Genomic DNA, 26,034 nt, shown 5'->3' with positions numbered 1-26,034 from the left:
TGACCTGCCATGAACAACTCCGTAGGAAACACCGCCCGGCTGCTCTGGGCCGGGCTGCGGGCCCTGCTCGTCCTCACCGTCGTCTGCGGCGTGCTCTACCCGCTCGCCGTCACCGGCGTCGCCCAGGGCGTCTTCCCCCACCAGGCCAATGGCTCCGAGATATCCGCGAACGGCAAGGTCGTCGGCTCCGAACTCATCGGCCAGCGCTACGACCTGCCGCTGAAGAAGGGGCAGGAGACCGCGGCCCCGGACCTCAAGTGGTTCCAGCCGCGCCCCTCCAACGGCCTGGGCACCAACAGCGTCAACACCCAGTACAAGCTGATCCTCTCCGGCGCCACCAACCGCTCCGGCGACAACAAGGAACTGATCGCCTGGGTCACCGCCGCCAAGGCCGCCGTGGTCAAGGACAACTCCGTCCCCGGCCACCCGGTCAGCCCCTCGGACGTGCCGGCCGATGCCGTCACCTCCTCCGGCTCCGGCCTGGACCCGGCCATCTCCCCGGCGTACGCACAGCTCCAGGTCCGCCGGGTGGCCGAGCGCAACCACCTCTCCGTCGACCGGGTGGAGAAGCTCGTCGAACAGCACACGGACGGCCGGATCCTGGGCTTCGTGGGGGAGCCGAGGGTCAATGTCCTCCAGCTCAACATCGCCCTGAAGGAGTTGGTGAAGTGAGCAGGGTCTGAGCAGGCCCGCGTGGCGGGGCGCCGGGGCCGACCCGGCGCCCCGCCACGTCTGTTCACCGCGCCGGGGTGCCCAGGGTGCCCGGGTACAGGTACTTGTGAGGCGGGATCACCGTGCCGTCCACCCACGCCGCGAAGAAGCCCTTGAGGTCCTTGCCCGAGACCTTCGCCGCCAGCGCCTCGAACTGCCGGAACGAAGCGTTGCCGTACGCGTGGTCGCGGGTCCAGGTCCGCAGCGTACGGAAGAACGCCTCGTCGCCCACCGTGCGGCGCAAGGCGTGCAGCATCATCGAGCCCTTGAAGTACAGTGCCCCGTCCAGTTCCTTGCCCGGTCCCGGGTCGTAGAGCTTGACGGCCCAGAACGACGGATCGTTCCGGTACTGCTCCACCTCGGACCGGTAGTAGTCCTGGTCCAGGTCGGAGCCCTTGTGCTCCTCCCACAACTGCCCCGCGTACTGGGCGAAGCACTCGGCGATGCAGCCGTCCCGCCAGTCCTTGAACGAGACGCTGTCACCGAACCACTGGTGGGTGTTCTCATGGACCACCGAGCCGTCGAAGAGCATGGAGCCGTAGGTGGGGCGGCTCTGTGTCTCCAGGGCCAGTGGGCCGTCGTTGGGCTCCTTCGAGGCCCCGACGACGATGGCCCCCGCGGAGGAGAAGGGGTACGGGCCGAACTTCGTGGTCAGGAAGTCCAGGATCTCCGTCTGCTCGGCCTCCGCCCCGGGGTCGATGACGGCGTCCGGGCTGTACGCCGTGATGACCGGTGTCCCGGCGGCCGTCCGGCCGCGGTGGACGGTGAACCGGTCGATGGCGACCGTGCTGAGGTAGGTGGCCATCGGCCTGTTCTCGAACCAGCGGAAGGTCCTTCGGCCGTCCTTGACGCTCTCGGGGCCGGGCAGGCCGTTGCCGATCGCCGTCCAGCCGTCGGGGACCGTCGCGGTGAGGGCGAAGGTGGCCTTGTCGGACGGGTGGTCGTTGGCGGGGTACCAGGAGGTCGCGGAGTGGGGTTCGCCCGCCACGTTCGCGCCGCCGGTCTCCAGGGTGTGCCAGCCCTCGGGGTCGGGCCGCCCCGCGTACTTCACCCGGACGCCGAACTTCGCCCCCTTCGCCACCGGGCGGGCCGGGGTGATGACCAGTTCGTGGGCGCCCGCCCGGGAGAACTTCTTCGCCGGGACGCCGTCCACCTCGACCGACGCGACGGTGAAGCCCTTGAGGTCAAGGCTGAACCGGTCCAGGCCGGTCAGGGCGCGGGCGGTGACGGTGGTGTCCCCGTCGAGGTGGTCGGTGTGCGCCGGATCGTAGGAGATGCGGACGTCGTAGTGGGAGACGTCGTAGCCGGAATTGCCGTCGTCGGGGAAGTACGGGTCGCCGACCCCCGGGCCGCCGATGGCGGCGGAGGCGGGGACGGTGGCCAGTACGGAGCCGCTCACGACCGCGGCCACCAGGGCGGCGACGGTCCTGCGGCGTCGGTCGGGGATGCTGCGCATGTCTCGTTCCTGGGGGGTCGGGGTCAGTGCCGGGGCGCGGTGGCGGCGAGCTTCCACAGCACGCCGACGATGGCGTCGGTGCTGGTCTTCTCCGTCTTCGGATCCACGTTGGCGAGGTTGTCGCACGCCTCGTGGATGCAGTCCGAGATGCCGGTGCTGAATCCGGACGAGGGGATGCCCGCGTTGCCGAACGACTCGTGGTCCGAACCGCCGACACCGATGTCGAACGTGGGGATGTCCCGCTCGGCGAACCACGCCTCGAACGCCTGCTGGGCCTCGGTCTCGCCGTGTTCGTCGTCGTGGACCACGAGCCACTGCCGGGTGTTCTTGCTGCCCGCCTGGTCGAAGTTGAGATAGACGTCGATCTTGCGGCGGTCGGCCGCGGAGAGCTTGCCGACGTAGTTCGCCGAGCCGATCAGCCCCTGCTCCTCCGCGCCCCACCACGCGAACCGCAGGTGCCGCCGGGGCTTCAGGCCGGACTCGGCCACCTGGAGGGCGGCGGCCAGGACCGCGACCGAACCCGAGCCGTTGTCATTGATCCCCGGGCCCTCCTTCACGCTGTCGAGGTGGGCGCCGGTCATCAGCACATGGTCCGGGTCGCCGCCCGGCCAGTCGGCGATCAGGTTGTAGCCGGTGGCGCCGTCGTGGGTGAAGGGCACCAGCTTCGTGCGGAATCCGGCCCGGTCCAGGGCGCTGCGCACATACGCCACGGAGTGCGCGTACCCCTTCGTGCCGTGCGCGCGGTTGCCGCCGTTGCGGTCCGCGATGCGTTGCAGGGCGCGCAGGTGGGGCATCACCTGCTGCTCGGAGACGGTCGGGGCGTTGGGGGCGGCGGGGGGCCGCGCGTCCGCGGCGGCGGGGACCGCGGTCAGGGTCAGGGACAACCCGACAACCGCGGCCGCCGACCGGGGAAGGCTCCTGCGTGATGTCATGCGCACCCTTTCGAGGACGGGGGCGATGCGCCCCGGTGGACCTTGGTCAGGCTGGTCCGCCGGTGTCAGGAAGTTGTCGGGAAGTTGTCGGAAAGCGGTAGCACTCCGGAGAGGGGCGTGACCGGCCGGGCCGCCGCCATGCCGGCACCCGCCCGTACGCCCGAGAGCCTGTCGGAGGTCACCCGACGGGCTCCGAGAGCCGCCAGGCATTGTCCAGACCTGTACGCATTGCACATACTGGCGGCCGACGGGTTCGAGCACGCACGGGGAGAGACATGACCGAGAGCACCGGCCGGACGGGCACCGAGGGGCAGGGCGGCACCGCGATCGCCGAGGAGCCGGCGGCCGGGCCCATGGTCCGGGTGGAGGACCTGCACCGCTCGTACGGCTCCGGCGCGGGAGCGGTGCACGCGCTGCGCGGGGTCTCCTTCGACGTGCCGCGCGGCGAGCTCGTCGCGCTCAAGGGGCGCTCGGGCTCGGGCAAGACCACCCTGCTCAATCTGCTCGGCGGGCTCGACAGCCCCGACAGCGGCCGGATCACCGTCGACGGCACGGACCTCGCCGAGCTCGGCGAGAACGGGCTCCTGGAGCTGCGCCGGGACCGGATCGGCTTCATCTTCCAGTCGTTCGGCCTGATCCCGATCCTGACCGCGGCGGAGAACGTCGGCGTGCCCATGCGGCTGCGCAAGGCGGACCCGCGCGAGCGCGAGGACCGGGTGGCGCTGCTGCTCTCGCTGGTCGGTCTCGCCGACCACGCCGCGCAGCGCCCCGGTGAGCTCTCCGGAGGTCAGCAGCAGCGCGTCGCGATCGCCCGCGCACTCGCCAACCGGCCCGCGCTGCTGATCGCGGACGAGCCGACGGGGCAGCTCGACGCGGAGACCGGTCTCGCGGTGATGGAGCTGCTGCGGGCGGTGGTCCGCAGCGAGGGCGTCACCGCGCTGGTGGCGACGCACGACGCACAGCTGCTGGGGCTGGCGGACCGGGTGCTGGAACTGAGCGACGGGCACATCGTCGAGCACGCGTAGTCGAGCACGGACGGGGGAGGGCCCGCCCGGGAGCGCTCTTCTGCCCCGAACGGGCCCTCCGCGCCCCGCCCGCGGCGTCAGAATCCTGTCAATTCGGTCCCCCGACCGGCCCCCGGTTCCATTTGTCGACAATTCTCGGGGTAGCTTCGAACCGGCTGCCGCATCGGACGCAGCCGGTTCAAGAGAAGACAATGGGGCCATGGGACGCGGCAAGCTTCGGATCTACCTGGGTGCGGCGCCCGGTGTCGGCAAGACGTACGCGATGCTCTCCGAGGCCCATCGACGGGTGGAGCGGGGCACCGACTGCGTCGTCGCCTTCGTCGAGCACCACGACCGCCCGCGCACCGAGGTCATGCTGCACGGCCTGGAGCAGGTCCGGCGCCGCGAGATCGAGTACCGCTCCGCCGTCTTCACCGAGATGGACGTCGACGCGGTCCTGGAGCGCGCCCCCGCCGTGGCCCTGGTGGACGAACTGGCCCACACCAATGTGCCGGGCTCCCGCAACGCCAAACGCTGGCAGGACGTCGAAGAACTCCTCCAGGCCGGCATCGACGTGGTGTCCACCGTCAACATCCAGCACCTGGAGTCGCTCGGCGACGTCGTCGAGGCGATAACCGGGGTGCGCCAGCGCGAGACCGTCCCCGACGAGGTCGTACGCCGGGCCGACCAGCTCGAACTGGTCGACATGTCGCCCCAGGCACTGCGCCGCCGGATGGCCCACGGCAACATCTACAAGCCGGACCGGATCGACGCCTCGCTCTCCAACTACTTCCGCCCCGGCAACCTGACCGCCCTGCGCGAACTGGCCCTCCTCTGGGTCGCCGACCGGGTCGACGAATACCTCCAGCAGTACCGCGGCGAGCACAACATCCGCACCACCTGGCAGGCCCGCGAACGCATCGTCGTCGGACTCACCGGCGGTCCCGAGGGCCGTACGCTCATCCGCCGCGCGTCCCGCATGGCGGCCAAGGGCTCGGGCAGCGAGATCCTCGCCGTCTACATCGCCCGCAGCGACGGGCTGACCTCCGCGTCCCCCAAGGAACTCACCGTCCAGCGCACCCTCGTGGAGGACCTCGGCGGCACGTTCCACCACGTCATAGGCGACGACATACCGTCGGCGCTCCTCGAATTCTCCCGTGGGGTGAACGCCACGCAGATCGTCCTCGGCTCCAGCCGCCGCAAGGCCTGGCAGTACATCTACGGGCCCGGCGTGGGCGCCACCGTCGCCCGGGAGTCCGGACCCGACCTCGACGTCCACATCGTCACCCACGAAGAGGTCGCCAAGGGGCGCGGCCTGCCCATCGCCCGCGGCGCCCGGCTGGGCCGGGTCCGGATCATCTGGGGCTGGCTGGTCGGGGTCGGCGGGCCGGCCCTCCTCACCCTGCTCCTGGCCGGCCTGGACAGCGGCCCCGGACTCGCCAACGACGTCCTGCTCTTCCTCTTCCTGACCGTGGGCGCCGCGCTGCTCGGCGGACTGCTGCCGGCCCTCGCGTCGGCCGCCGTCGGCTCGATGCTGCTGAACTACTGGTTCACCCCGCCCACCCACACCCTGACCGTGCAGGACCCGGAGAACTTCGTCGCCATCGTGATCTTCTTCGCGGTGGCGGTCTCGGTCGCCTCGGTCGTCGACCTCGCGGCCCGGCGCACCCACCAGGCGGCCCGGCTGCGCGCCGAGTCGGAGATCCTCTCCTTCCTGGCCGGCAGCGTGCTGCGCGGCGAGACGACGCTGGACGCGCTCCTGGACCGGGTCCGCGAGACCTTCGGCATGGAGTCCGTCGCGCTGCTGGAGCGCAGCAGCGACGTCGATCCGTGGACCTGCGCCGGGAGCGTCGGGCCGGGCCCGGTGGCCCGGCCCGAGGACGCCGATGTGGACATGCCCGTCGGCGACCACATGGCCCTCGCCCTCTCCGGCCGGGTCCTGCCCGCCGAGGACCGCCGGGTGCTGGGCGCCTTCGCCGCGCAGGCCGCCGTCGTACTGGACCGGCAGCGCCTGGTCGGCGAGGCGGAGGAGGCCCGGCGGCTCGCCGAGGGCAACCGGATCAGGACGGCGCTCCTCGCCGCCGTCAGCCACGACCTGCGCACCCCGCTCGCCGCCATCAAGGCCGCCGTCAGCTCCCTGCGCTCCGACGACGTCGCCTGGTCCGACGAGGACCAGGCGGAGCTCCTGGAGGGCATCGAGAACGGCGCCGACCGGCTCGACCACCTCGTGGGCAACCTCCTGGACATGTCCAGGCTCCAGACCGGCACGGTCACCCCGCTGATCCGCGAGATCGACCTCGACGAGGTGGTCCCGATGGCGCTCGGCGGCGTCCCCGAGGACAGCGTCGACCTGGACATCCCCGAGACCCTGCCGATGGTCGAGGTCGACCCCGGACTGCTGGAGCGGGCCGTCGCCAACATCGTCGAGAACGCCGTGAAGTACAGCCGCTACGCGGAACGCGTCACCGTGGCCGCCAGCGCCCTCGGCGAACGCGTCGAGCTACGGGTGGCCGACCGCGGCCCCGGCGTCCCCGACGACGCCAAGGAGCGCATCTTCGAGCCCTTCCAGCGCTACGGCGACGCCCCGCGCGGCGCGGGCGTCGGGCTGGGACTCGCGGTGGCCCGCGGCTTCGTCGAGTCCATGGGCGGCACCCTGGACGCCGAGGACACCCCCGGTGGCGGCCTCACCATGGTGCTGACGCTCAAGGCGGCATCGGGATACGTTCCGGTCAGCCCCGACCTGCCCGCACGGGTCACCTCATGACCGCCCGGACGCCGCACCACCACACGGTGACCGGCCGGACACCGCACCACGCGGGACACCCCATGACCGCACAGGTCACCTCATGATCTCCGGTACGTCCCGGAAGATCGCCGCACAGCAGAAAGGCAGGGCCCCCATGACCCGGGTGCTTGTGGTCGACGACGAGCCGCAGATCGTACGCGCCCTCGTGATCAACCTGAAGGCGCGCAAGTACGAGGTGGACGCCGCGCCCGACGGCGCGACCGCCCTCCAGCTCGCCGCCGCCCGCCACCCCGATGTCGTCGTCCTCGACCTCGGGCTGCCGGACATGGACGGTGTCGAGGTGATCAAGGGGCTGCGCGGCTGGACCCGGGTGCCGATCCTGGTGCTCTCCGCCCGCCACACCTCCGACGAGAAGGTGGAGGCGCTGGACGCCGGCGCCGACGACTACGTCACCAAGCCGTTCGGCATGGACGAGCTGCTGGCCCGGCTGCGCGCCTCGGTCCGCCGCGCCGAACCCGTCGGGCAGCAGGGCTCCGACGACATCGTGATGGTCGAGACCGAGGGGTTCACCGTCGACCTCGCGGCGAAGAAGGTCCATCGCGCGGGACGCGACGTACGCCTCACCCCCACCGAGTGGCATCTGCTGGAGGTCCTGGTCCGCAACAGCGGGCGGCTGGTCAGCCAGAAGCAGCTGCTCCAGGAGGTCTGGGGGCCCTCGTACGGCACCGAGACCAACTATCTGCGGGTCTACATGGCCCAGCTCAGGCGCAAGCTGGAGGCCGACCCCTCGCACCCCCGGCACTTCGTCACCGAGCCGGGCATGGGATACCGCTTCGAGCGCGGCTGAACGGGCGCCGGGCCCTCCTCCGTACCGTGCCCAGCTCACCCGTTCGAGTGAGACCGGGACCACCCGCCCGGAGCAGCCGGGACCGGTACCCTTCGGGTATGAGTGCTGTTCCCCGACCCGACAAGCCCGGCAGGGCGGAAAAGCCGTCCGGCCGCTTCCGGCGGATGCTCGACCGGCTGTCCAGCTCCCAGGAGGACCTGGAGTCCGAGGAGCTGCAGGAGGACGCGCAGGCCTCGGGTTGCACGCGGATCTCCGAGTGCACCGACCGCCAGATCGTGAAGGTGACTGGTACCTTGCGGACCGTCACCCTGCGACCGCGCGCCGGAGTGCCCGCCCTGGAGGCCGAGCTCTTCGACGGCACCGCGCCGCTGGACGTTGTCTGGCTGGGCCGGCGCTCCATCGTGGGCATAGAGCCGGGCCGCAAGCTCATCGCCTCGGGCCGGATCGCCATGAGTCACGGGCGCCGGGTGCTGTTCAACCCCAAATATGAACTCCGACCGCTCGGCAAGGAGTAGCCGGTGACGTCTCTCGACAAGCCGACGTCCGAAACGGACCGCACCACCCGTACCGATCAGGAGGCGACCGACGCGAAGGCGGTCACCGAGGCCGCGCTCTTCGAGGCGTTCGGCGGTGTCCGGGGCATGGTGGAGACAGTCGTCCCCGGGCTGCTGTTCGTCACCATCTTCACGATCAACAAGGATCTGAACAGCTCGGCCCTCGCGGCCCTGGCGGTGTCCCTGATCCTCGTCGCCGTGCGACTGATCCGGAAGGACACCGTCAAGCACGCCTTCAGCGGCGTCTTCGGTGTGGCCTTCGGTGTGGTCTTCGCGAAGATGACGGGCAACGCCAAGGACTTCTACCTGCCGGGCATGCTCTACACGCTCGGCCTGGCCCTCGCTTACCTGATCACCACCCTCGCCGGGTTGCCGCTGATCGGTCTGATCCTGGGGCCGGTGTTCAAGGAGAACCTCTCCTGGCGCACCAGGAACCCCGGCCGCAAGAAGGCGTACGCCAAGGCCAGCTACGCCTGGGGGCTGATCCTGCTCGCCAAGTGCGCGATCCTCTTCCCGCTGTACTGGTGGGCCGACACCACCCAGTTCGGCTGGGTCCTGGTCGCCCTGAAGATCCCCCCGTTCCTCCTCGCGGTCTATCTGACCTGGGTCTTCCTCGCCAAGGCGCCGCCGCCCATCGACGTCTTCGCCGAGATGGAGGCCGAGGAACAGGCCGAGAAGGAGCGCAAGGCGGCCGCGGCCGCCGCGGTGCGCAACCAGGAGCACTGAGCACCGGGCCGTCGCCCGACATGCGGAAGGGGCCTGGAACCGTGTCACACGGTTCCAGGCCCCTTCCGTACGTCCGCCCCGCAGATCGGATGAGATCAGATCAGTCGTCCGATGCGCCCCGGCTCAGTCGTCCGAGTCGCCCCGGCGTACCGACAGCAGGTCCTCCAGCTGTTCCTCGCGCGCCTGCGCGGCCACGAACAGCAACTCGTCACCGGCCTCCAGGGTCTCCTCGGTGCTCGGTGTCAGAACGCGCTGACCACGGATGATGGTGACCAGCGAGGTGTCCTCGGGCCAGGCCACCTCGCCGACCCGGGTGCCGGCCAGCGCCGACTCCGGGGGAAGCGTCAGCTCGACCAGGTTGGCGTCACCGTGGCTGAAGCGCAGCAGCCGGACCAGATCGCCGACGCTCACCGCCTCCTCGACCAGCGCCGACATCAGACGCGGCGTCGAGACCGCCACATCGACGCCCCAGGCCTCGTTGAACAGCCACTCGTTCTTCGGGTTGTTGACCCGGGCGACGACCCTCGGCACGCCGTACTCGGTCTTGGCGAGCAGCGACACGACCAGATTCACCTTGTCGTCGCCGGTCGCGGCGATCACGACGCTGCAGCGCTGGAGCGCCGCCTCGTCGAGCGAGGTGATCTCGCAGGCGTCCGCCAGCAGCCACTCGGCCATCGGCACCCGCTCCACCGAGATGGCCGTCGGCGCCTTGTCGACGAGCAGCACCTCGTGCCCGTTCTCCAGCAGCTCGCCCGCGATGGAACGGCCCACCGCACCGGCCCCGGCAATCGCGACACGCATCAGTGACCGCCCTCCTCAGGACCCTCGGCGAAGGCCGCCTCGACCTTCGCGATCTCGTCCGTACGCATCATCACGTGGACCAGGTCGCCCTCCTGCAGCACCGTCTGCGAGGTGGGCAGTATGGCTTCGCCCAGCCGGGTGAGGAACGCCACGCGGACGCCCGTCTCCTCCTGCAGCGTGCTGATCTTGTGGCCGATCCAGGACGGTGTGGTGTGCACCTCCGCGAGCTGCACACCACCGCTCGGATCCCGCCACAGCGGCTCCGCGCCGGAAGGCAGCAGCCGCCGCAGCATCTGGTCCGCGGTCCAGCGCACGGTGGCGACCGTGGGGATCCCGAGACGCTGGTAGACCTCGGCCCGGCGGGGGTCGTAGATCCGCGCCGCGACATTCTCGATGCCGAACATCTCGCGGGCCACCCGGGCGGCGATGATGTTCGAGTTGTCGCCGCTGCTCACCGCGGCGAACGCACCGGCCTCCTCGATACCGGCCTCGCGGAGGGTGTCCTGGTCGAAGCCGACACCCGTGACGCGCCGCCCGCCGAATCCGGACCCGAGGCGACGGAACGCCGTGGGGTCCTGATCGATGACGGCGACCGAGTGCCCCTGCTGCTCCAGGGTCTGCGCGAGAGCGGCCCCCACTCGCCCGCAGCCCATGATGACGATGTGCACCTTGCGCCTACCTCGCAGTCCTGGTCGTCCGGCTGACCTGCGAAAACACCCTGCTCACACTTCTTTCTCAGCTTGCCGGGCAAACAACGGGGCAACGGTCTGTCCCGTTGCCCAGGATGAGCTTATGCGGCCGGGAATGCGAAGCCTCATCCGAGTGCGCTTTCGCCGCGCCCCCGCCCGGTGGACGGCGCGGGCCGCCGATCACGGCCCTTGCCGGACGGCGAAGGGTGCCGATCGCGACCGGTGCCGTACGGACCCTTGAGCACCGAGACCACAGACATCTAACATGTCAGTTCATGGAGACCTTGCGCCCCGTCCGACGGACCCTGCTGCGGGACACCGCCTACGAGGCGATCCGCGACGCCATCGTCCGCGGTGACCTCCCGCCCGGTGCCCCCGTCCGCGACGCCGACCTCGCCGAACGCCTCGGGCTCTCCCGGGCCCCGGTCCGCGACGCGCTGTCCAGGCTCTCCGGCGAGGGCCTCGTCGAATCCAAGCCACAGAGCTACACCCGGGTGACCCGGCTGGTACCGCGCGATGTCCGGGACGCGGCGGCCGTCGTGCGGGCCATGCAGGAACTGGCCGCCAGGACCGCCGTGCCCCGGCTCACGGACGCGGACATCACCGCCATGCGCGCGGCCAACGACCGCTTCCGGGACGCGACCCGTCGCGGCGACGTGGCGGAAGCGCTGCACGCCGACGACCGGCTCCACGACATCCTCGTCACCGCCTGCGGCAACCGCGCCGTGGCCGCCACCGTGGAGCGCTACACCCCCCTGATCCGGCGCCTGGAGTGGCGGCAGTTCGGTACGGCCGGCTCCGCGCACGGCTCCGCGGAACTGCACGAGCGGCTGATCGAGGCGTGCGCGGAGCGCGATGCCGAAGCCGTGGCCCGGATCACCGCCGCGATCTGGCAGAGGCTCGAAGAGCTCGCCGACGAGACACCGGAGTCGCCCGACGAGACGCCGGAGTCGCCCGACGAGACGCCGGAGTCGCCCGACGAGACGCCGGAGCGCTCCGTCGAATCGCCCGAGTAGACCGACGCACACCCGTCAAAGCCCTCACCCCTCACCTCCCACAGCCCCACTTCTCACCGCGTTCTCACCGCGCCACCGCACCCACCCCGTCACAGCGCCCACCCCATCACCGAGCCAGGGAGCCCCCGTGACCACCGCAACGCCAGCCTCCCCTTCCCTCTCCTCCTACGACCGCTACCCCCTCCTCTTCGGCCCCTCGCCCGTGCACCGGCTCGACCGGCTCACCGAGCACCTCGGCGGCGCCGCGGTCTGGGCCAAGCGGGAGGACTGCAACTCCGGCATCGCCTACGGCGGCAACAAGACCCGCAAGCTCGAATACCTCGTCGCCGACGCCCTGGCGAAGGGCTGCGACACCCTCGTGTCCATCGGCGGGGTGCAGTCCAACCACACCCGCCAGGTCGCGGCGGTCGCCGCCCGCGCCGGTCTGAAGTGCGTACTCATCCAGGAGAGCTGGGTCGAGTGGCCCGACGCCGTCTACGACAAGGTCGGCAACATCCTGATCAGCCGCCTGGCCGGCGCCGACGTCCGCCTGGTGCGCGCCGGGTTCGGCATCGGGGTCAAGGAGAGCTGGGAGCAGGCGCTGAGCGAGGTGGAGGAGGGCGGCGGCAAGCCGTACGCCATCCCCGCGGGCGCCTCCGACCACCCGCTGGGCGGGCTCGGCTTCGCCGGCTGGGCGTACGAGGTCGCCGAGCAGGAACGCGCGCTCGGCGTGTTCTTCGACACCGTGGTGGTCTGCTCGGTGACCGGCTCCACCCAGGCCGGCATGGTCGCGGGCTTCGCCGCGCTCGAAGAGGCGGGCGCCCGCCCGCGACGCGTGCTCGGCATCGACGCCTCCGCCGAGCCCGCGCGTACCCGCGCACAGATCGCCCGGATCGCGGCCGCCACCGCACGGCTCATCGGGGTGCGCCGGGAACTCACCGCGGACGACATCGAACTCGACGAGCGCTACCACGCGGGCACCTACGGCATCCCCGACGACACGACACTCGACGCGATGCGGCTCGCCGCCCGTACCGAGGGCATGGTCACCGATCCCGTCTACGAGGGGAAGTCGATGGCCGGAATGATCGACCTCGTGGCACGCGGAGAGATCACCCGCGATTCCACCGTCCTTTACGCACATCTCGGCGGCCAGCCCGCGCTCAATGGGTACAGCGCCCTTTTCGCGGACGCCTGAGCGTAAGGATTCCGATCTCCGGCGCAAGGATTTCGTTAAGGATTCCGTGGCCTTTTCGGCCGGGCGCAGGAGATTGCAGGGCCACGGGGGTGGTGCGTCTGCGGCTTGCATACAGAACGCTTACGATCCTCTGCGTGTCCAAACTGACCGACGTGCCCAAACGGATTCTGATCGGACGGGCGTTGCGCAGCGACAAGCTGGGAGAAACGCTCCTCCCCAAGCGCATCGCCCTTCCCGTCTTCGCATCCGACCCGCTGTCCTCGGTGGCGTACGCACCAGGAGAAGTTCTCCTGGTGCTCTCCGTCGCGGGCGTGTCGGCCTACCACTTCAGCCCCTGGATCGCGCTGGCCGTGGTGGTCCTGATGTTCACGGTCGTCGCCTCGTACCGGCAGAACGTGCACGCCTACCCGAGCGGTGGTGGCGACTACGAGGTCGCCACCACCAACCTCGGCCCCAAGGCCGGCCTGACCGTGGCCAGTGCGCTGCTGGTCGACTACGTGCTGACCGTCGCGGTGTCGATCGCCTCCGGGGTGGAGAACCTCGGATCGGCGATCCCGTTCGTCGTCGAGCACAAGACGGTGTGCGCGATCGTCGCCATCGTGCTGCTGACCCTGATGAATCTGCGCGGCGTCAAGGAATCCGGCAAGCTCTTCGCCATTCCCACGTACCTCTTCGTGGCCGGCGTCTTCATCATGATCATCTGGGGTGCGTTCCGGGGTCTGGTCCTCGGCGACACCATGCACGCCCCGACCTCGGGCTACCAGATCAAGGCCGAGCACCAGGGACTCGCCGGATTCGCGCTGGTCTTCCTGCTGCTGAGGGCCTTCTCCTCCGGCTGCGCCGCCCTCACCGGCGTCGAGGCGATCAGCAATGGCGTGCCCGCCTTCCGCAAGCCGAAGAGCAAGAACGCCGCGACCACTCTCGCGATGATGGGCCTGCTGGCCGTCACCATGTTCTGCGGCATCATCGGCCTGGCCATGGCCACCGATGTGAAGATGGCCGAGAACCCGGCCAAGGACCTGATCAACCACGGCGTCCCGGTCGGCTCCTCCTTCGTCCAGGACCCGGTGATCTCGCAGGTCGCGGCCGCGGTCTTCGGCGACGGCACGTTCTTCTTCGTCATTCTCGCGGCGGCCACCGCACTCGTCCTCTTCCTGGCCGCCAACACCGCGTACAACGGCTTCCCGCTGCTCGGCTCGATCCTCGCGCAGGACCGCTACCTGCCCCGCCAGCTCCACACCCGCGGCGACCGGCTCGCCTTCTCCAACGGCATCGTGCTGCTGGCTGGCGCGGCGATCCTGCTGGTCTGGATCTACGGGGCCGACTCGACCCGGCTGATCCAGCTCTACATCGTCGGCGTGTTCGTCTCCTTCACGCTCAGCCAGACCGGCATGGTCCGGCACTGGAACCGTCATCTGAAGACGGAGAAGGACCCGGCCAAGCGCCGTCACATGATGCGTTCCCGCGCGATCAACACCTTCGGCGCCTTCTTCACCGGCCTGGTGCTCGTCGTCGTGCTCGCGACCAAGTTCACCCACGGCGCCTGGGTCGCGCTCCTCGGCATGGTGATCTTCTACGGGACGATGACCGCGATCCGTAAGCACTACGACCGGGTCGCCGAGGAGATCGCCGCCGACGAGACCCCGTCCGACGAGACGATCCGGCCCTCCAGGGTCCACTCGATCGTCCTGGTCTCCAAGCTCCACCGGCCCACCCTGCGCGCCCTCGCCTACGCCAAGCTGATCCGCTCCGACCAGTTGGAGGCTCTCTCCATCAGCGTCGACCCGGCCGAGACCAAGGCGCTCAAGGACGACTGGGAGCGGCGCGGCATCGACATCCCCCTGAAGATCCTCGACTCCCCGTACCGCGAGGTGACCCGTCCGGTCATCGACTACGTGAAGGGCCTGCGCCGGGAGAGCCCGCGCGACGTCGTGAGCGTGTACATCCCGGAGTACGTGGTCGGCCACTGGTACGAGCACCTGCTCCACAACCAGAGCGCCCTGCGCCTGAAGGGGCGGCTGCTGTTCACCCCGGGCGTCATGGTGACCTCCGTGCCGTATCAGCTGGAGTCCTCCGAGGCGGCCAAGAAGCGTGCCAGGAAGCGCGCCGAATGGAACGCGCCGGGCTCGGTGCGCCGCGGCCCCGTGGAGCGCAGGCCCAAGGAACCCAGCGGCAAGAGCTGACCACCCCTCTTGTCCGCTTCCGCTCGTGTCCCGCTCGTGGTAAGCGGCCGGACGACATCCACGTAGACTCGTGGGTTGTTGTCCGGCCGTTTTTCCCTTGATCTCTGGAGCCACCCCCTCATGCAGAACGAACCCACGTCGTCGCTGGTCGGGGAGGAGTACGAGGTCGAGGTCGGGCCCGTCGCACACGGCGGCCACTGCATCGCCCGTACCTCGGAAGGCCGGGTCCTCTTCGTACGGCACACCCTGCCCGGCGAGAAGGTCGTCGCCAGGATCACGGACGGCGAGAGCGACTCCCGCTTCCTGCGCGCCGACGCGGTACGGATCATCGAGGCGTCCAAGGACCGCGTCGAGGCGCCCTGCCCGTACGCCGGCCCCGGCAAGTGCGGCGGCTGCGACTGGCAGCACGCCAAGCCCGGCGCCCAGCGCCGGCTCAAGGGCGAAGTGATCGCCGAACAGCTCCAGCGCCTCGCGGGCCTCACACCCGAGGAGGCGGGCTGGGACGGCACGGTCATGCCGGCCGAGGGCGACAAGCTCCCGGCGGGCGAGGTACCCGCCTGGCGCACCCGTGTCCAGTACGCCATCGACGAGGACGGCAAGGTAGGCCTGCGCAAGCACCGGTCGCACGACGTGGAGCCCGTCGAGCGCTGCCTGATCGCGGCCCCCGGCGTCACGGAGCTCGGCATCGAGAAGCGGGACTGGCCCGGCATGGCCACGGTGGAGGCCATCGCCGCCACGGGTTCCCACGACCGCCAGGTCATCCTCACCCCGAGGCCCGGCGGCCGGCTGCCCCTGGTCGAGCTCGACAAGCCCGTCTCGGTGATGCGCGTCGACGAGCGCGACGGCGGCGTCCACCGGGTGCACGGCCGCGCCTTCGTCCGCGAGCGCGCCGACGACCGCACCTACCGCGTCGGCTCCGGCGGCTTCTGGCAGGTCCACCCGCAGGCCGCCAACACCCTGGTCCGCGCGGTCATGCAAGGCCTCCTGCCCCGCAAGAACGACATGGCCCTCGACCTCTACTGCGGCGTCGGCCTGTTCGCCGGCGCCATCGGCCAGCGCATCGGCGAAAAGGGCGCCGTCCTCGGCATCGAGTCCGGCAAGCGCGCGGTGGAGGACGCCCGGCACAACCTGAAGGACCTGGACCGCGTCCGCATCGAACACGGCAAGGTCGACCAGATCCTCCCGCGCACCGGCATCACCGAATGCGACCTGATCGTCCTCGACCCGCCCCGCGCGGGCGCCGGCAAGCAGGTCGTCACCCACCTCTCCGCCCTCGGCGCCCGCCGCATCGCCTACGTGGCCTGCGACCCGGCGGCCCTGGCCCGGGACCTGGCTTACTTCCGGGAGGGCGGGTACCGGGTGCGGACGTTGCGGGCGTTCGATCTGTTTCCGATGACGTCACACGTGGAGTGCGTGGCGATTCTGGAGCTTGCGGACAAGGGCGTTTGACCTGCGGTTTAGTGGCGCGTGGTGATCGCTCGACCTGTTTTCCTCCGTGCAGCGGGTTGAGCGGACAGACCGCCTCCTGGAGGCGGTTTGACCTGCGCTTTCATGACGGAGGCAAACGCAGCGGCGTCGATTTCAGGGCCTCGTTTGAAGATTCTTGACGCTCGGATGACGCTGGCCCTGAGGCTCTGGCTGAGCCGCATGGCTGTGGTCACCGGGGCGGTTACGAGGCGATTTCGGTATCTCGGGCCATGGCGGGCTGCTCGGTTTTCGGTGCCCTTGATGCTTCGGGCCGGGCAGCCGGTGAGCCGTGCCGCGTAGCGGGTTCGTGGACGTTGTGGCGGGTGGGCTTGGTAGAGGCGCTAGGTGGCGCGAATGGGGAGGTACTTGTCGACGAAGGCGTCCTGCGCCGCCGTTCTGGCCGGTGATGGCGTAGTAGACGTTGCCGAGGAACTCGAAGGGTATCTTCGACCCTTGCGCGAAGCCGTCGCCGAAGTCCCCCACCCTCCAGCCCGACCTCAGCGGCCTGAGCCCGGAAGACCACAATGGCCCGGGCGCGATCCTGGGGCTCGGGGGCGTCACTTTCTGCCTGGTTTCGGGGTGAAGGTGAGCCGAGGGATCGGTGAAGCATTACTCAGGGGCGTTTTCGGACCCGTCTCGGAGTGCGTGGACTTGGCCGGGTCCGGGTCATGACTGGCTGGCCATTTTTGCTCGTTGCTCGGGGGAAGCGTGCCGTGACAGCATTCGGCGGGTGTTCGATGACGGGGATGGCGTAGCAGAGCCGCTTGTTCGGCGTTCGAAGATCGCTGACTTGGCCGACTGGCCTGCTCCCGAGGCGCCGACGGCACCGCGTGAGGCATTGGAGCCGGTCTCTGCCGTGACGCTGGAGGGAAGTCGGACAGCGGCGGCTCGGCGTGAGTTTGCAGTGTTGCTGGGGGAGTTCCGGCGTACGACGGTGCTGGTGCCGCTGGATGCGGCGGGGGATCTGTGGTCGGCGGCGCAGGGCGGGGTGCGCTGGATCTGTGCGTTCTCGGACGAGGAAGCGCTGGCCCGGTTCGCGCAGGCCCGGGGGGATGCCGAGCGGGAGTGGACATACCAGGCGGTGTTGGGTGCGCGGTTGCTGGATGTGATGGTGCCGATGCTGCCGGGGCCGGCGGGGGTGGCGCTGGATGCGGGCAGTGAGGACGGCATGTTGTTCCCGCCGGTGGCGGGGATCGTGCCGGATTCGGTGGCGGTGGATCTCGGAGGTGTGGGGTGAGCGGGGACGGTTCCGATCTTCATGTGCCGCCTGACGCGTTGGCTGCGATTGCGAAGGGAATCGATCTGGCGCATGCCGAGCTGAAGGATCTCGGGATGGTCGGTGAGGCGTCGGCGGGTCGTGGTTTTTCGGATCTCGGCTTGTCGGGGCTGGAGTTGGGGCATGGCGGGCTGGCTGCGGAGTTCGAGACGTTCTGTGGGCGTTGGGAGTGGGGTGTGCGGGCTCTGACGCAGAAGGGCAACAACTTCGCTGTGGGGGTCGGGCTGTCGGCGGGTTCCTTCGCGGAGCATGAGCAGTACGTCAAAGACTCGTTCAAGATCGGTGTGAATTCGCTGAACGGCAATCCGCACCTGTCCGAGGACGAGGTCAAGCAGATGAGTTGGGACACGATCCGGAGCCAGTCGATGTACGACAACCCGGACTTCAGTGTGGGGTCGGCGCTGGCGGCGTCCGAGGAGGTCAGCCAGGTCTGGCGGGACACCGGCGCTGAGATGGGGATCGGGGGGCCGGACCCCACGGGGAATGCATGGACGGTTAATCCGGCGTTGCGTGAGGCGGTCCTTGAGGCCGAGCGGTCGGAGCGGGGGCAGGGGGACTGATGGTGGACTGGGGGAGGCTCGGGGACGGGCTGGTCGACGGGGCCGGCCGTGTGCTCGACAAGGGCAAGGAGTTCGCCGGCGAGGTTGTCGACACCGGTACTGACATGTTGGGTGCGGGCCTGGACAAGGTCGGGGCGCACGGCTGGGCCGACGGGGTCGAGGACTGGGGCGACGAGACCGCGTCCTCGCTGGGTGCGGAAGTCGGTGAGAAGCAGCTCGGGCAGAGTGAGGACGCGGACGAGCTAATCCATGGCAGGCCGGAGAAGATCGCTGCCACGGTGAAGAACCTCCGGGACTTCCAGCGGGCGTTCGATCTTGTCGGCGGCGGGATGAAGAAGCTCGACTCCGGCCACTGGAAAGGTGAGGCCGCCGACGCGTTTCGGAGGGCGTTCGAGGCCCTGCCGACGGACTGGCTGCGTGCGGCGGATGCGTTCGAGGACGCGGCCAGGGCGCTGGAGACGTATGCGCGGACGGTGACCAGTGCTCAGGGCAAGGCCCGGGAGGCCATCGCCCTGTACAAGGAGGGCAAGCAGGACTACGAGAGGGCTGCCGCTGAGTTCCGGGAGAAGGCGGCGGCGTACAACGCGGTCCGCAACACCGATCATCCGCTGCCGCATCCGGGGAAGTTCTCCGATCCGGGGCTGGCCAAGCGGCAGCATGCGCAGGAGATGCTGCAGCTTGCGAGGCAGGCGCGCAACGAGGCGGCCGAGTCGGCCAAGGGCGCGGTCACCGCGGCGATGGCACACGCGCCGAAAGAGCCCACCGGCCTGGACCGGCTCAAGCAGGAGGTCTACGACCACGCCGTGGGACAGGGCATCGAACTCGCCCACTTCGGCGGCGGCGTCATCAAGGGCGGCGCGGGGCTGGTCAACTTCCTCCGCTCGATGAGCCCGACGGACCCATACAACCTGACCCACCCGGCCGACTACTACAAGGGCGTCAACATGACGCTCGCCGGACTCGTCTCCGCCGGAGCCAACCCCGACCGTGCACTCAAGAATGCCTGGGACTCCGCCAAGAGCGACCCGACCGAATTCATCGGCCGCCTCGTCCCCGAACTGGCCGGCACCAAAGGCGGCGGCCTGGCCAGGGGCGGCCTGCGGGCCGGGATGAGGGACCTCCTCGAACGCCCGAAGGGCAAGAACCGGCACGGACATGAGAAGGGCCCGGACTTCAACTCCCAGCAGTGCAGCAAGGTCAAGTGCGCCGGAGACCCGGTCGACGTCGCGACCGGGCGCATGCTGCTGCTTCAGACGGACATTGTGCTCCCGGGCTCGCTGCCCCTTGTCGTCGAGCGCGTCTTCGACTCTTCATACCGGGCCGGCCACTGGTTCGGATCCGGCTGGTCGAGCACAGTTGACCAGCGCCTCGAGATCGATCCGGAAGGCGTGGTGTTCAGCTGCAACGAGGGCAGCCTGCTGGCCTATCCGCACCCCGCGCCCGGCGTTCCCGTCATGCCCACACATGGTCGACGCTGGCCTTTGGACAGGGTGGTCGACGGCTACACCATCACCGACCCGGAAACCGGACACGTCCGGCACTTCGTCGACCAACCCAATGGCGAGTTGGCACTCCTGGTCCAGATCGACGACCGCAACGGCCGTTGGATCACATTCGAGTACGACGAGTCAGGTGCCCCGACATCTATCGTGCACCACGGCGGCTACCACCTGAAACTCACCACGAACGACGGCAGGATCACCGCCCTGCACCTGGCGGGCGCCGCGCCCGACGGCACCGACCAGGAAATCCTCCGCTACGGCTACACCAACGGCCACCTCACCGAAGTCACCAACTCTTCCGGCAAACCCCTGCGCTTCGGCTGCGACGAACTGGGCCGCATCACGTCATGGACGGACACCAACGGCAGCCGCTACGAGTACGTCTACGACGAACACGACCGCTGCGTGCACCAGACAGGAACCAACGGACACCTCGAAGCCCACTTCACCTGGGACGATACAGACCCCGACACCGGCCTGCGCATGACGTCCATGACTGACGGCCTCGGCCACACCAAGCGGTATGTGATCAACGACCGCTCGCAAGTGGTAGCCGAAATCGACGCGCTGGGGGCCGTCACCCGCTTCGAGTACGACCGCTACCACCGGCTGCTGTCCGTCACCGATCCCCTCGGACACATCACCCGCTCCACCTACGACGAGTACGGCCGCCTCACCTCGGTGATCCGCCCGGACGGCCGGGAACTGACCGCCGACTACAACGCCCTGGGCCTGCCGGTGCGGGTCAAAAGCGCGGACGGGACGATCACCCGACAGACCTACGACGAGCGCGGCAACCGAACCTCGGTGACCGATCCGGCAGGCATGACCACCCGCTTCACGTACAACGAGGCCGGACACCTGACGGCCGTGACCGAGCCGCTCGGCCACACCACCCACATTGTCTGGGACCGGGCCGGACTGCCGTCGGTGGTCACCGACCCGCTGGGCGCAGTGACCCGCTACAAGCGCGACGCCTTCGGCTGTCCCGTCGCCATCACCGATCCGACCGGTGCCACGATCCATTTGGAATGGACCGTGGAAGGCCGGCTCTCCCGCCGTACAGCCCCGGACGGCGCGAGCGAGGCGTGGACGTATGACGGTGAGGGCAACTGCACCGGTCACACCGATCCCATGGGTGGTGTCTCCCGGTTCGAGTACACCCACTTCGATCTGCTCGCCGCCCGCACCGGAGCGGACGGGATGCGCCACGAGTTCGAGCACGACACCGAGCTGCGGCTGACGAAGGTTGTCAACACTCAGGGGTTGAAGTGGAATTACAAGTACGACGCGGCCGGGCGCCTGGCCTCCGAGACCGACTTCGACGGCCGCACTCTGACCTACACCCGCGATGCCATGGGCAGACTGGTCTCCCGTACCAACGCCCTGGGCCAGACGGTGCGGCTCGAACGCAACGAGCTGGGCCAGGTGCTCCGTAAGGACGCGGCTGGTGAGGTCACCACCTACATCTACGATCTGACCGATCAAGTGGCGCAGGCCACCGGACCGAGCGGCAGCACGCTGACGGTACTGCGAGATCGATTCGGCCGGGTGCGCGAGGAGACAGTCGACGGCCGCCTGATGACCTACTGCTACGACGAGTTGGGGCGTCGTACGGGCCGTAGGACACCGTCCGGCGCATCAACGACCTGGTCATACGACGCAGCCGGACGCCGCACCGGCATGCTGGCCTCCGGCTGGGCCATCGACTTCGCCTACGACGAGGCCGGCCGCGAGCTGACCCGCCGCATCGGTGAGACGCTGACTCTGGAGCACACCTTCGACACCCTGGGCCGCCTGACCACCCAGGCGATGGCGGGGGTGGACGGCAGCCTGGTCCAACAGCGCGCGTACACCTACCGCGCTGACGGTCACCTCCTCAGCATCCTCGATCATCTCTCCGGCTCCCGCCGCTTCGACCTCGACGCGATCGGCCGGGTGACGGCGGTCCACGCAGCCAACTGGACTGAGACCTACGCCTACGATGAGGCCAACAATCAAATCCAGGCAACCTGGCCGCCGGGCCACCCTGGCCAGGAGGCAGTGGGCGCTCGCACCTACGTTGGAACCCGCATCACCCGTGCAGGCGATGTCCGCTACGAACACGACACCCTCGGCCGCATCACCCTCAGGCAGAAGACCCGACTGTCCCGCAAACCGGACACTTGGCGCTACGAGTGGGACGCCGAGGACCGCCTCACCTCGGTCGTCACCCCAGACGGCACCCGCTGGCGCTACACCTACGACCCGCTGGGACGCCGCACCGCGAAACTCCGCCTGGCGGAAGACGGTGAAACCGTCGTCGAACGGGTGGTGTTCACCTGGGACGAAACGACCTTGTGCGAGCAGACCACCATGTCCACCGAGTTGCCCCGCCCGGTCACCCTCACCTGGGACCACCAGGGCCTGCAGCCCCTGGCTCAGAGAGAACGCATCACCACCGCCGATGCCCCGCAGGAACAGATCGACTCGCGCTTCTTCGCCATCGTCACGGATCTGACGGGCACACCCAGCGAACTCGTCGACGACGAGGGCCGGATCGCGTGGCGCACACAGAGCACGCTCTGGGGCATGACCACCTGGGCCGCGAACAGCACCACCTACACGCCGCTACGCTTCCCAGGGCAGTACTACGACCCCGAAACGGGCTTGCATTACAACTATTTCCGTCACTACGACCCTGCGACAGCCCGGTACCTGACCTCGGACCCGCTCGGCCTGGAGCCCTCGCCCAATCCCGTCGCATACGTGCTCAACCCGCATGCATGGGTCGATCCGCTCGGTCTGAGTCCCTGCCCGCCTCGTATCAAGGACGGCGGCTGGGACCTGAGGAATCACAACCCGCTTGATATCGTTCCTGGTGACGCCGAAAAGCGAGTACTCACACCGGACGCCAACGGTGGCGCGCAAAAGGGAGTCGAATACAAGTGGAAAGACCCTGAGACGGGAAACACCGTTCGACTCCGGGTGCATGACAAGGACGGAACTGCCCCGGCGGGCTCGAATGCAGCGAATGGGGACGTCTACCGGATCTCGATCGGTGGAAAATACCAAGATGAGGCAGGAAGTTTGTACCATCGACAAGTCCACAACCCGAATAGTCCGCATCACAATCCGGATGCGGCCAACGGTACGCATATCCCCTGGCCGAGTCAGTATCCACTGCCGTATTGATCAAACAGGTTGGGCACATGGAACCCCGTGAATTTATCGACATGGCGCGCAAGGTCCTGGACGCGGAATCAGCGGTGCGTGAACGCGCGGCCGACGAAGTCACCGATCATTTGAGCACCTATTTGCCCGCTCAGGCTTCCTCGTTGGCTACGCTGCTGGCGGCGGCTGCGGCTTCCGAGAAGGAGAACTCGACCCTGGAGGCCGAGCTCCACGCCATCCTCGAATTGATGTCAACCGGTCATGTCGGCGTTGACCATGTAGCACAGCTGCGGGAGATCCGACTCGGGGGGCTGCCATCTGAACTCCGCGAATACATCGACGACTTGATTGAAAGCTGAGCAGGGTCCCGGAGGATGAGCTGTTCAGCGAGGCTGGGCGGCGTGGTCAGGCTACTGCTGTGTCCGAGGCGAGGGAATGTGGGATCCATGACCCGGTGACGAAGAGGCGTTTGAGTACGTTACCGGCTGTTGGCGGGAGGCGTTCGAGGTGGCCATGGGCCGCATCGCGGGCCGGTTCGCCAGGGTCGAGCCCCAGCTGCGGGCCGGGAAGAAGACCCCGCACGGCATGCAGCATCTGTTGTGCCGGGCATCCTGGGACGCCGATGCGGTGCGCGATGACGTGTGCGAATACGTCGTCGAGCATCTCCACGACGAGGCGGCGGGTACTGGTCGTGGGCGAGACCGGCGACGTGAAGAAGGGCGCCCGCACCGTCGGAGGCCAGCGCCAGTACACCGGCCCCGCCGGCCTGATCGAGAACTCCGAGGTCGCCGTCTACCTCGTCTACGCTAGCGCCCGCGGGCACACGGCGGTGGATCGGGAGTTGTACATTCCGCGCACCTGGGCTGCCGACCCGAGCGCTGCCAGGCGGCCGGGCTGGTCGCAGACAGCGGAGCCTCACTGATCCCGCGCGCCATCTGACGGACGCCTATGCTGCTCCCCGCCCCGCCGTCCCCGGCCACCCGCAGGCTGCTCAGTTCCTGCCTGGACCTGATCCACCGATCCACTGCTCGAAGAGGTGCAGGACCGCGAGCCTGCCGCGCCGGCCCGGCTCCGGGAGGTCCATCAGGCCCTGCGTGCCCAGCGCGAGGACCGGCACCGTATCGACGCCCTGCTCTCGCTCATCGGCTACCTGGTGGAGGACTACGGAAACCTGTGATGCCAGAACCGTGGTGGACCTGCCGGCGGTTGTCTGCAGGCAGGCGCGGCGGAGGCCGGCGAGGAGGCTGTGGTCGCTGTCCGCCCGGTCGGCCCGATGGAAACGCTGATGGGTATGGTCGTGACGCTCGTTTGACGCTCTGGGGTGTTCGCCAGGCTGATCAAGGTGGCCGAAACCAGTGCTGACCTGTGCTTATGTCGGCACTCGCCTTCCATGACGTGATTTCGATGACGCATCATGTGGAGTGCGTGGCGATTCTGGAGCCGGTGAAGAAGGAGGCCTGACCTGCGGCTTTCTGTATCAGGGTCGTTTCTCGACCTGTTTCCCCCTGAGTAACAGGTCGGTCAGCCCGAACCGCTGTGACCTGCGCTTTTGGAGTGAGGGCAGTATCGAAGGTTGTCGCGGTGACTGTCTGGCGAACGCTCTTGACGCTCAAGTGACACTGGCTTTGATGGCCCGTTGGGCCTATGAGCGCACCGAGAATACGGTCGCCCAGGCCGTCCGAAGCGCTCCCGGACGGCCTATGTCACTCCTGCCGCACTGCGGATCGCCTGCGTCGGCGTCTCCTCCAGCTGGACCCGACCCACGGGCTCCTCAGGGGACGGCCAGGCTGCCTCACGGGTGAGGCGGACTCGGGTGTTCTGGGCGAGCCAGCGGTGGACGGCTTGTTTGTCGACGGTCACCACCTGCTGGGTGGCCCACTGGGCGGTTTCCCGGTCGGGACAGGAGGCGGAACGGGTCAGCACGGGGGCATCCTCTCAAATCACCTCGTCAGGAGCCGGGCTCCTACGGGTGGCAGACGGTTCAGTAGTCGGAGAAGTTCCAGAACATGCCCACCTCGGTGTCCGAGACCACGATCAGGCCGTAGTCCTCCGAGTACACGCTCAGCGGGCTGTATGCCCAGCCCGACGATGTGAAGTCGAGTGTGCCGCTCACGTAACCGGGCTTGTTGATGTTGGTGTGGAAACTGGCGGTGTCCCCGTAGCGCGCGAGGATCGTGCGCGCCATCGCCCGAAGCTCCTCCTCGCCTTCGGTGAAGCGACTCAGGTTGGACAGGGCGCAGCCGTCGTCCGTAAGGGCGAGGAGCAGGTTCTCGGCACTGTCCCGATCGATATCCTGGAGACGCCTCGCGATGTACTCCGGCGGGTGAGCGACGAAGGGATACGTGGGGGACGCCTCGCGCTCCGGGCTCCGAGCTGCGTTATCGAGGCCAGCCCAGCCGCATCGAGGCCGGCCCAGCCGCGGGGGTCCGGGACCCGTGCCATCAGAGCAAGGACATCGAGGACCCAGTTCTCGTGGCGACGCGAGCCCGTGGCGTCGTACGGATAGGCGTCCTCGTGCAAGTGGCGTACCGCGGCTTCCCAGGACGTCTGGTCGACTGACATGTGGTGCTGGCCTTTCTCGGCTTTCGTTAGGACTTGGAGGGCATCGACGTCATGACGGTGAACGGAGGGTTGCGGCTGCTGTCGTAGCGGAGACGCGTGTCGACGCCGCTCACGTCGTACGCCTTGGCATTCAGACCGCCCTGCTTGTACCCGGACAGCGGGTCGTTGGGGTCCACCGGCTGCTTGCTCACGCTGCGCCCGCTGGTCTCGCCGCTCGGCACCGTGTCGTAGAACGACTTGACGTCGCCGTCGGAGGCCGGCGGAGGCCCCTTGATCCATGCCTTGATGGCGGCCCTGTTCGTGTTGAGGTTACGCTCGGTCGATTCCTCGGCGCGCTGGTAGTTCGGGAAGGCGGAGGAGCCGCTGGGCATCGGCCTGCCGTGTGGCCAGGCCGTTGTCGGGCCGCCCGACTGCTGGTCACGCAGGCGCTGCGCCAGCTGCTCGTCCGTCTTGCCGACGTGCTTGTCCAAAGTATGGACGTTCGCCATGTATTCGTTGGCGGCGAGGTTCAGGTCGTAGTTGCCGTTTGAATCGACCTTCAGCCAGACCTTCGAGTCCTTGAAATCCTCTAGCGCCCGGGTACCGAAGCCGTGCGAACGGGCTACGCCGGCCTCGAACTTGGGTGCGCTCCGGAAAGCCTCGTCCAGTGGCTCCCTCAGCGCCTCCATGCGC

21 protein-coding genes and 2 pseudogenes are annotated in these 26,034 nt (G+C 68.8%); 16 read left to right on the top strand and 7 right to left on the bottom strand.

The features are described from left to right. Positions 1-9 precede the first annotated feature (9 nt). Positions 10-672: a potassium-transporting ATPase subunit C gene (locus tag GA0115234_RS04185; protein WP_093539467.1), complete on the top strand. Its 663-nt coding sequence runs from the start codon at positions 10-12 to the stop codon at positions 670-672. Between the two features lie 64 nt (positions 673-736). Here GA0115234_RS04185 and GA0115234_RS04180 read toward each other — a convergent pair whose 3' ends face one another. Both GA0115234_RS04180 and GA0115234_RS04175 read right to left on the bottom strand, forming a co-directional pair. Next, on the bottom strand, positions 737-2,167 hold the full coding sequence (locus tag GA0115234_RS04180) for a M1 family metallopeptidase (protein WP_093539466.1): 1,431 nt from the start codon (positions 2,165-2,167) through the stop codon (positions 737-739). 23 nt (positions 2,168-2,190) lie between these two features. Next, a complete protein-coding gene (locus GA0115234_RS04175) occupies positions 2,191-3,099 on the bottom strand; it encodes a M20/M25/M40 family metallo-hydrolase (protein ID WP_093539465.1) in 909 nt (302 codons plus the stop codon). A 275-nt stretch (positions 3,100-3,374) separates the two neighbouring features. Here GA0115234_RS04175 and GA0115234_RS04170 point away from each other — a divergent pair, with 275 nt between their 5' ends. The 5 genes from GA0115234_RS04170 (at position 3,375) to GA0115234_RS04150 (ending at position 8,976) form a co-directional block, all read left to right on the top strand. After that, a complete protein-coding gene (locus GA0115234_RS04170) occupies positions 3,375-4,124 on the top strand; it encodes an ABC transporter ATP-binding protein (protein WP_093539464.1) in 750 nt (249 codons plus the stop codon). Positions 4,125-4,323: 199 nt separating this feature from the next. Further along, positions 4,324-6,867 (top strand): sensor histidine kinase, encoded by a 2,544-nt coding sequence (locus tag GA0115234_RS04165; RefSeq protein WP_093539463.1) that lies wholly within the window; start codon positions 4,324-4,326, stop codon positions 6,865-6,867. A gap of 136 nt (positions 6,868-7,003) precedes the next feature. Next, complete coding sequence (locus GA0115234_RS04160; protein WP_093539517.1) at positions 7,004-7,696, top strand: response regulator; 693 nt, start codon at positions 7,004-7,006, stop codon at positions 7,694-7,696. 98 nt (positions 7,697-7,794) lie between these two features. After that, complete coding sequence (locus GA0115234_RS04155; RefSeq protein WP_093539462.1) at positions 7,795-8,211, top strand: OB-fold nucleic acid binding domain-containing protein; 417 nt, start codon at positions 7,795-7,797, stop codon at positions 8,209-8,211. A gap of 3 nt (positions 8,212-8,214) precedes the next feature. Further along, positions 8,215-8,976: a DUF3159 domain-containing protein gene (locus GA0115234_RS04150; RefSeq protein ID WP_093539461.1), complete on the top strand. Its 762-nt coding sequence runs from the start codon at positions 8,215-8,217 to the stop codon at positions 8,974-8,976. Between the two features lie 123 nt (positions 8,977-9,099). Here the strand turns inward: GA0115234_RS04150 and GA0115234_RS04145 are convergent, their stop codons facing one another. Then, positions 9,100-9,777, bottom strand: a complete 678-nt coding sequence (locus tag GA0115234_RS04145; protein WP_093539460.1) for a potassium channel family protein — start codon at positions 9,775-9,777, stop codon at positions 9,100-9,102. Continuing rightward, positions 9,777-10,445 carry a potassium channel family protein gene (locus GA0115234_RS04140; protein ID WP_093539459.1) on the bottom strand — a complete coding sequence of 223 codons (669 nt, stop codon included), beginning with the start codon at positions 10,443-10,445 and terminating at the stop codon, positions 9,777-9,779. The genes GA0115234_RS04145 and GA0115234_RS04140 overlap by 1 nt, the downstream gene beginning before the upstream one ends. A 296-nt stretch (positions 10,446-10,741) precedes the next feature. Between GA0115234_RS04140 and GA0115234_RS04135 the strand changes: the two genes are divergently transcribed. The 10 genes and pseudogenes from GA0115234_RS04135 to GA0115234_RS42190 all read left to right on the top strand — a co-directional run bounded on the left by GA0115234_RS04135 (position 10,742) and on the right by GA0115234_RS42190 (position 23,977). Continuing rightward, a complete protein-coding gene (locus GA0115234_RS04135) occupies positions 10,742-11,482 on the top strand; it encodes a GntR family transcriptional regulator (protein ID WP_093539458.1) in 741 nt (246 codons plus the stop codon). A gap of 127 nt (positions 11,483-11,609) precedes the next feature. Beyond that, on the top strand, positions 11,610-12,659 hold the full coding sequence (locus GA0115234_RS04130; RefSeq protein ID WP_093539457.1) for a 1-aminocyclopropane-1-carboxylate deaminase: 1,050 nt from the start codon (positions 11,610-11,612) through the stop codon (positions 12,657-12,659). A gap of 134 nt (positions 12,660-12,793) precedes the next feature. Beyond that, positions 12,794-14,842 (top strand): APC family permease, encoded by a 2,049-nt coding sequence (locus GA0115234_RS04125; protein WP_093539456.1) that lies wholly within the window; start codon positions 12,794-12,796, stop codon positions 14,840-14,842. 120 nt (positions 14,843-14,962) lie between these two features. Beyond that, positions 14,963-16,291: a class I SAM-dependent RNA methyltransferase gene (locus tag GA0115234_RS04120; RefSeq protein WP_093539455.1), complete on the top strand. Its 1,329-nt coding sequence runs from the start codon at positions 14,963-14,965 to the stop codon at positions 16,289-16,291. A 748-nt stretch (positions 16,292-17,039) separates the two neighbouring features. Further along, positions 17,040-17,546 (top strand): SseB family protein, encoded by a 507-nt coding sequence (locus tag GA0115234_RS04115; RefSeq protein ID WP_176729067.1) that lies wholly within the window; start codon positions 17,040-17,042, stop codon positions 17,544-17,546. Beyond that, complete coding sequence (locus GA0115234_RS04110) at positions 17,543-18,145, top strand: hypothetical protein (protein ID WP_093539454.1); 603 nt, start codon at positions 17,543-17,545, stop codon at positions 18,143-18,145. The genes GA0115234_RS04115 and GA0115234_RS04110 overlap by 4 nt, the downstream gene beginning before the upstream one ends. Then, positions 18,145-22,821, top strand: a complete 4,677-nt coding sequence (locus GA0115234_RS04105; protein WP_176729066.1) for a putative T7SS-secreted protein — start codon at positions 18,145-18,147, stop codon at positions 22,819-22,821. The genes GA0115234_RS04110 and GA0115234_RS04105 overlap by 1 nt, the downstream gene beginning before the upstream one ends. A gap of 17 nt (positions 22,822-22,838) precedes the next feature. Further along, complete coding sequence (locus GA0115234_RS04100; RefSeq protein WP_093539453.1) at positions 22,839-23,159, top strand: hypothetical protein; 321 nt, start codon at positions 22,839-22,841, stop codon at positions 23,157-23,159. Positions 23,160-23,313: 154 nt separating this feature from the next. Then, positions 23,314-23,713, top strand: a pseudogene (locus GA0115234_RS04095) (transposase); the annotation flags it as partial. Positions 23,714-23,836: 123 nt separating this feature from the next. Next, on the top strand, positions 23,837-23,977 hold the full coding sequence (locus GA0115234_RS42190) for a hypothetical protein (protein ID WP_176729065.1): 141 nt from the start codon (positions 23,837-23,839) through the stop codon (positions 23,975-23,977). A 566-nt stretch (positions 23,978-24,543) separates the two neighbouring features. Here GA0115234_RS42190 and GA0115234_RS04085 read toward each other — a convergent pair. The 3 genes and pseudogenes from GA0115234_RS04085 to GA0115234_RS04075 form a co-directional block, all read right to left on the bottom strand. Then, positions 24,544-24,723: pseudogene (locus GA0115234_RS04085) on the bottom strand (hypothetical protein); the annotation flags it as partial. A gap of 58 nt (positions 24,724-24,781) precedes the next feature. After that, complete coding sequence (locus GA0115234_RS43215; protein ID WP_237541074.1) at positions 24,782-24,985, bottom strand: hypothetical protein; 204 nt, start codon at positions 24,983-24,985, stop codon at positions 24,782-24,784. A 403-nt stretch (positions 24,986-25,388) separates the two neighbouring features. Continuing rightward, positions 25,389-26,030, bottom strand: coding sequence for an RNase A-like domain-containing protein (locus GA0115234_RS04075; RefSeq protein ID WP_237541073.1), 642 nt, complete (start codon positions 26,028-26,030; stop codon positions 25,389-25,391). Between the last annotated feature and the right edge of the window lie 4 nt (positions 26,031-26,034).

Source organism: Streptomyces sp. DvalAA-43, from assembly GCF_900091725.1.
Lineage (GTDB): Bacteria > Actinomycetota > Actinomycetes > Streptomycetales > Streptomycetaceae > Streptomyces > Streptomyces pulveraceus.
Note: the sequence above shows the minus strand (reverse complement) of the source record. Positions and strands in the feature narration are given on the sequence as shown.

What these genes read in the sequence shown, in the direction of transcription:
- GA0115234_RS04185 (WP_093539467.1), top strand. Translation starts at nt 10, where the DNA reads ATGAACAACTCCGTAGGAAACACCGCCCGGCTGCTCTGGGCCGGGCTG.
- GA0115234_RS04180 (WP_093539466.1), bottom strand. Translation starts at nt 2,167, where the DNA reads ATGCGCAGCATCCCCGACCGACGCCGCAGGACCGTCGCCGCCCTGGTG.
- GA0115234_RS04175 (WP_093539465.1), bottom strand. Translation starts at nt 3,099, where the DNA reads ATGACATCACGCAGGAGCCTTCCCCGGTCGGCGGCCGCGGTTGTCGGG.
- GA0115234_RS04170 (WP_093539464.1), top strand. Translation starts at nt 3,375, where the DNA reads ATGACCGAGAGCACCGGCCGGACGGGCACCGAGGGGCAGGGCGGCACC.
- GA0115234_RS04165 (WP_093539463.1), top strand. Translation starts at nt 4,324, where the DNA reads ATGGGACGCGGCAAGCTTCGGATCTACCTGGGTGCGGCGCCCGGTGTC.
- GA0115234_RS04160 (WP_093539517.1), top strand. Translation starts at nt 7,004, where the DNA reads ATGACCCGGGTGCTTGTGGTCGACGACGAGCCGCAGATCGTACGCGCC.
- GA0115234_RS04155 (WP_093539462.1), top strand. Translation starts at nt 7,795, where the DNA reads ATGAGTGCTGTTCCCCGACCCGACAAGCCCGGCAGGGCGGAAAAGCCG.
- GA0115234_RS04145 (WP_093539460.1), bottom strand. Translation starts at nt 9,777, where the DNA reads ATGCGTGTCGCGATTGCCGGGGCCGGTGCGGTGGGCCGTTCCATCGCG.
- GA0115234_RS04135 (WP_093539458.1), top strand. Translation starts at nt 10,742, where the DNA reads ATGGAGACCTTGCGCCCCGTCCGACGGACCCTGCTGCGGGACACCGCC.
- GA0115234_RS04120 (WP_093539455.1), top strand. Translation starts at nt 14,963, where the DNA reads ATGCAGAACGAACCCACGTCGTCGCTGGTCGGGGAGGAGTACGAGGTC.
- GA0115234_RS04105 (WP_176729066.1), top strand. Translation starts at nt 18,145, where the DNA reads ATGGTGGACTGGGGGAGGCTCGGGGACGGGCTGGTCGACGGGGCCGGC.
- GA0115234_RS04100 (WP_093539453.1), top strand. Translation starts at nt 22,839, where the DNA reads ATGGAACCCCGTGAATTTATCGACATGGCGCGCAAGGTCCTGGACGCG.
- GA0115234_RS43215 (WP_237541074.1), bottom strand. Translation starts at nt 24,985, where the DNA reads ATGGCGCGCACGATCCTCGCGCGCTACGGGGACACCGCCAGTTTCCAC.
- GA0115234_RS04075 (WP_237541073.1), bottom strand. Translation starts at nt 26,030, where the DNA reads ATGGAGGCGCTGAGGGAGCCACTGGACGAGGCTTTCCGGAGCGCACCC.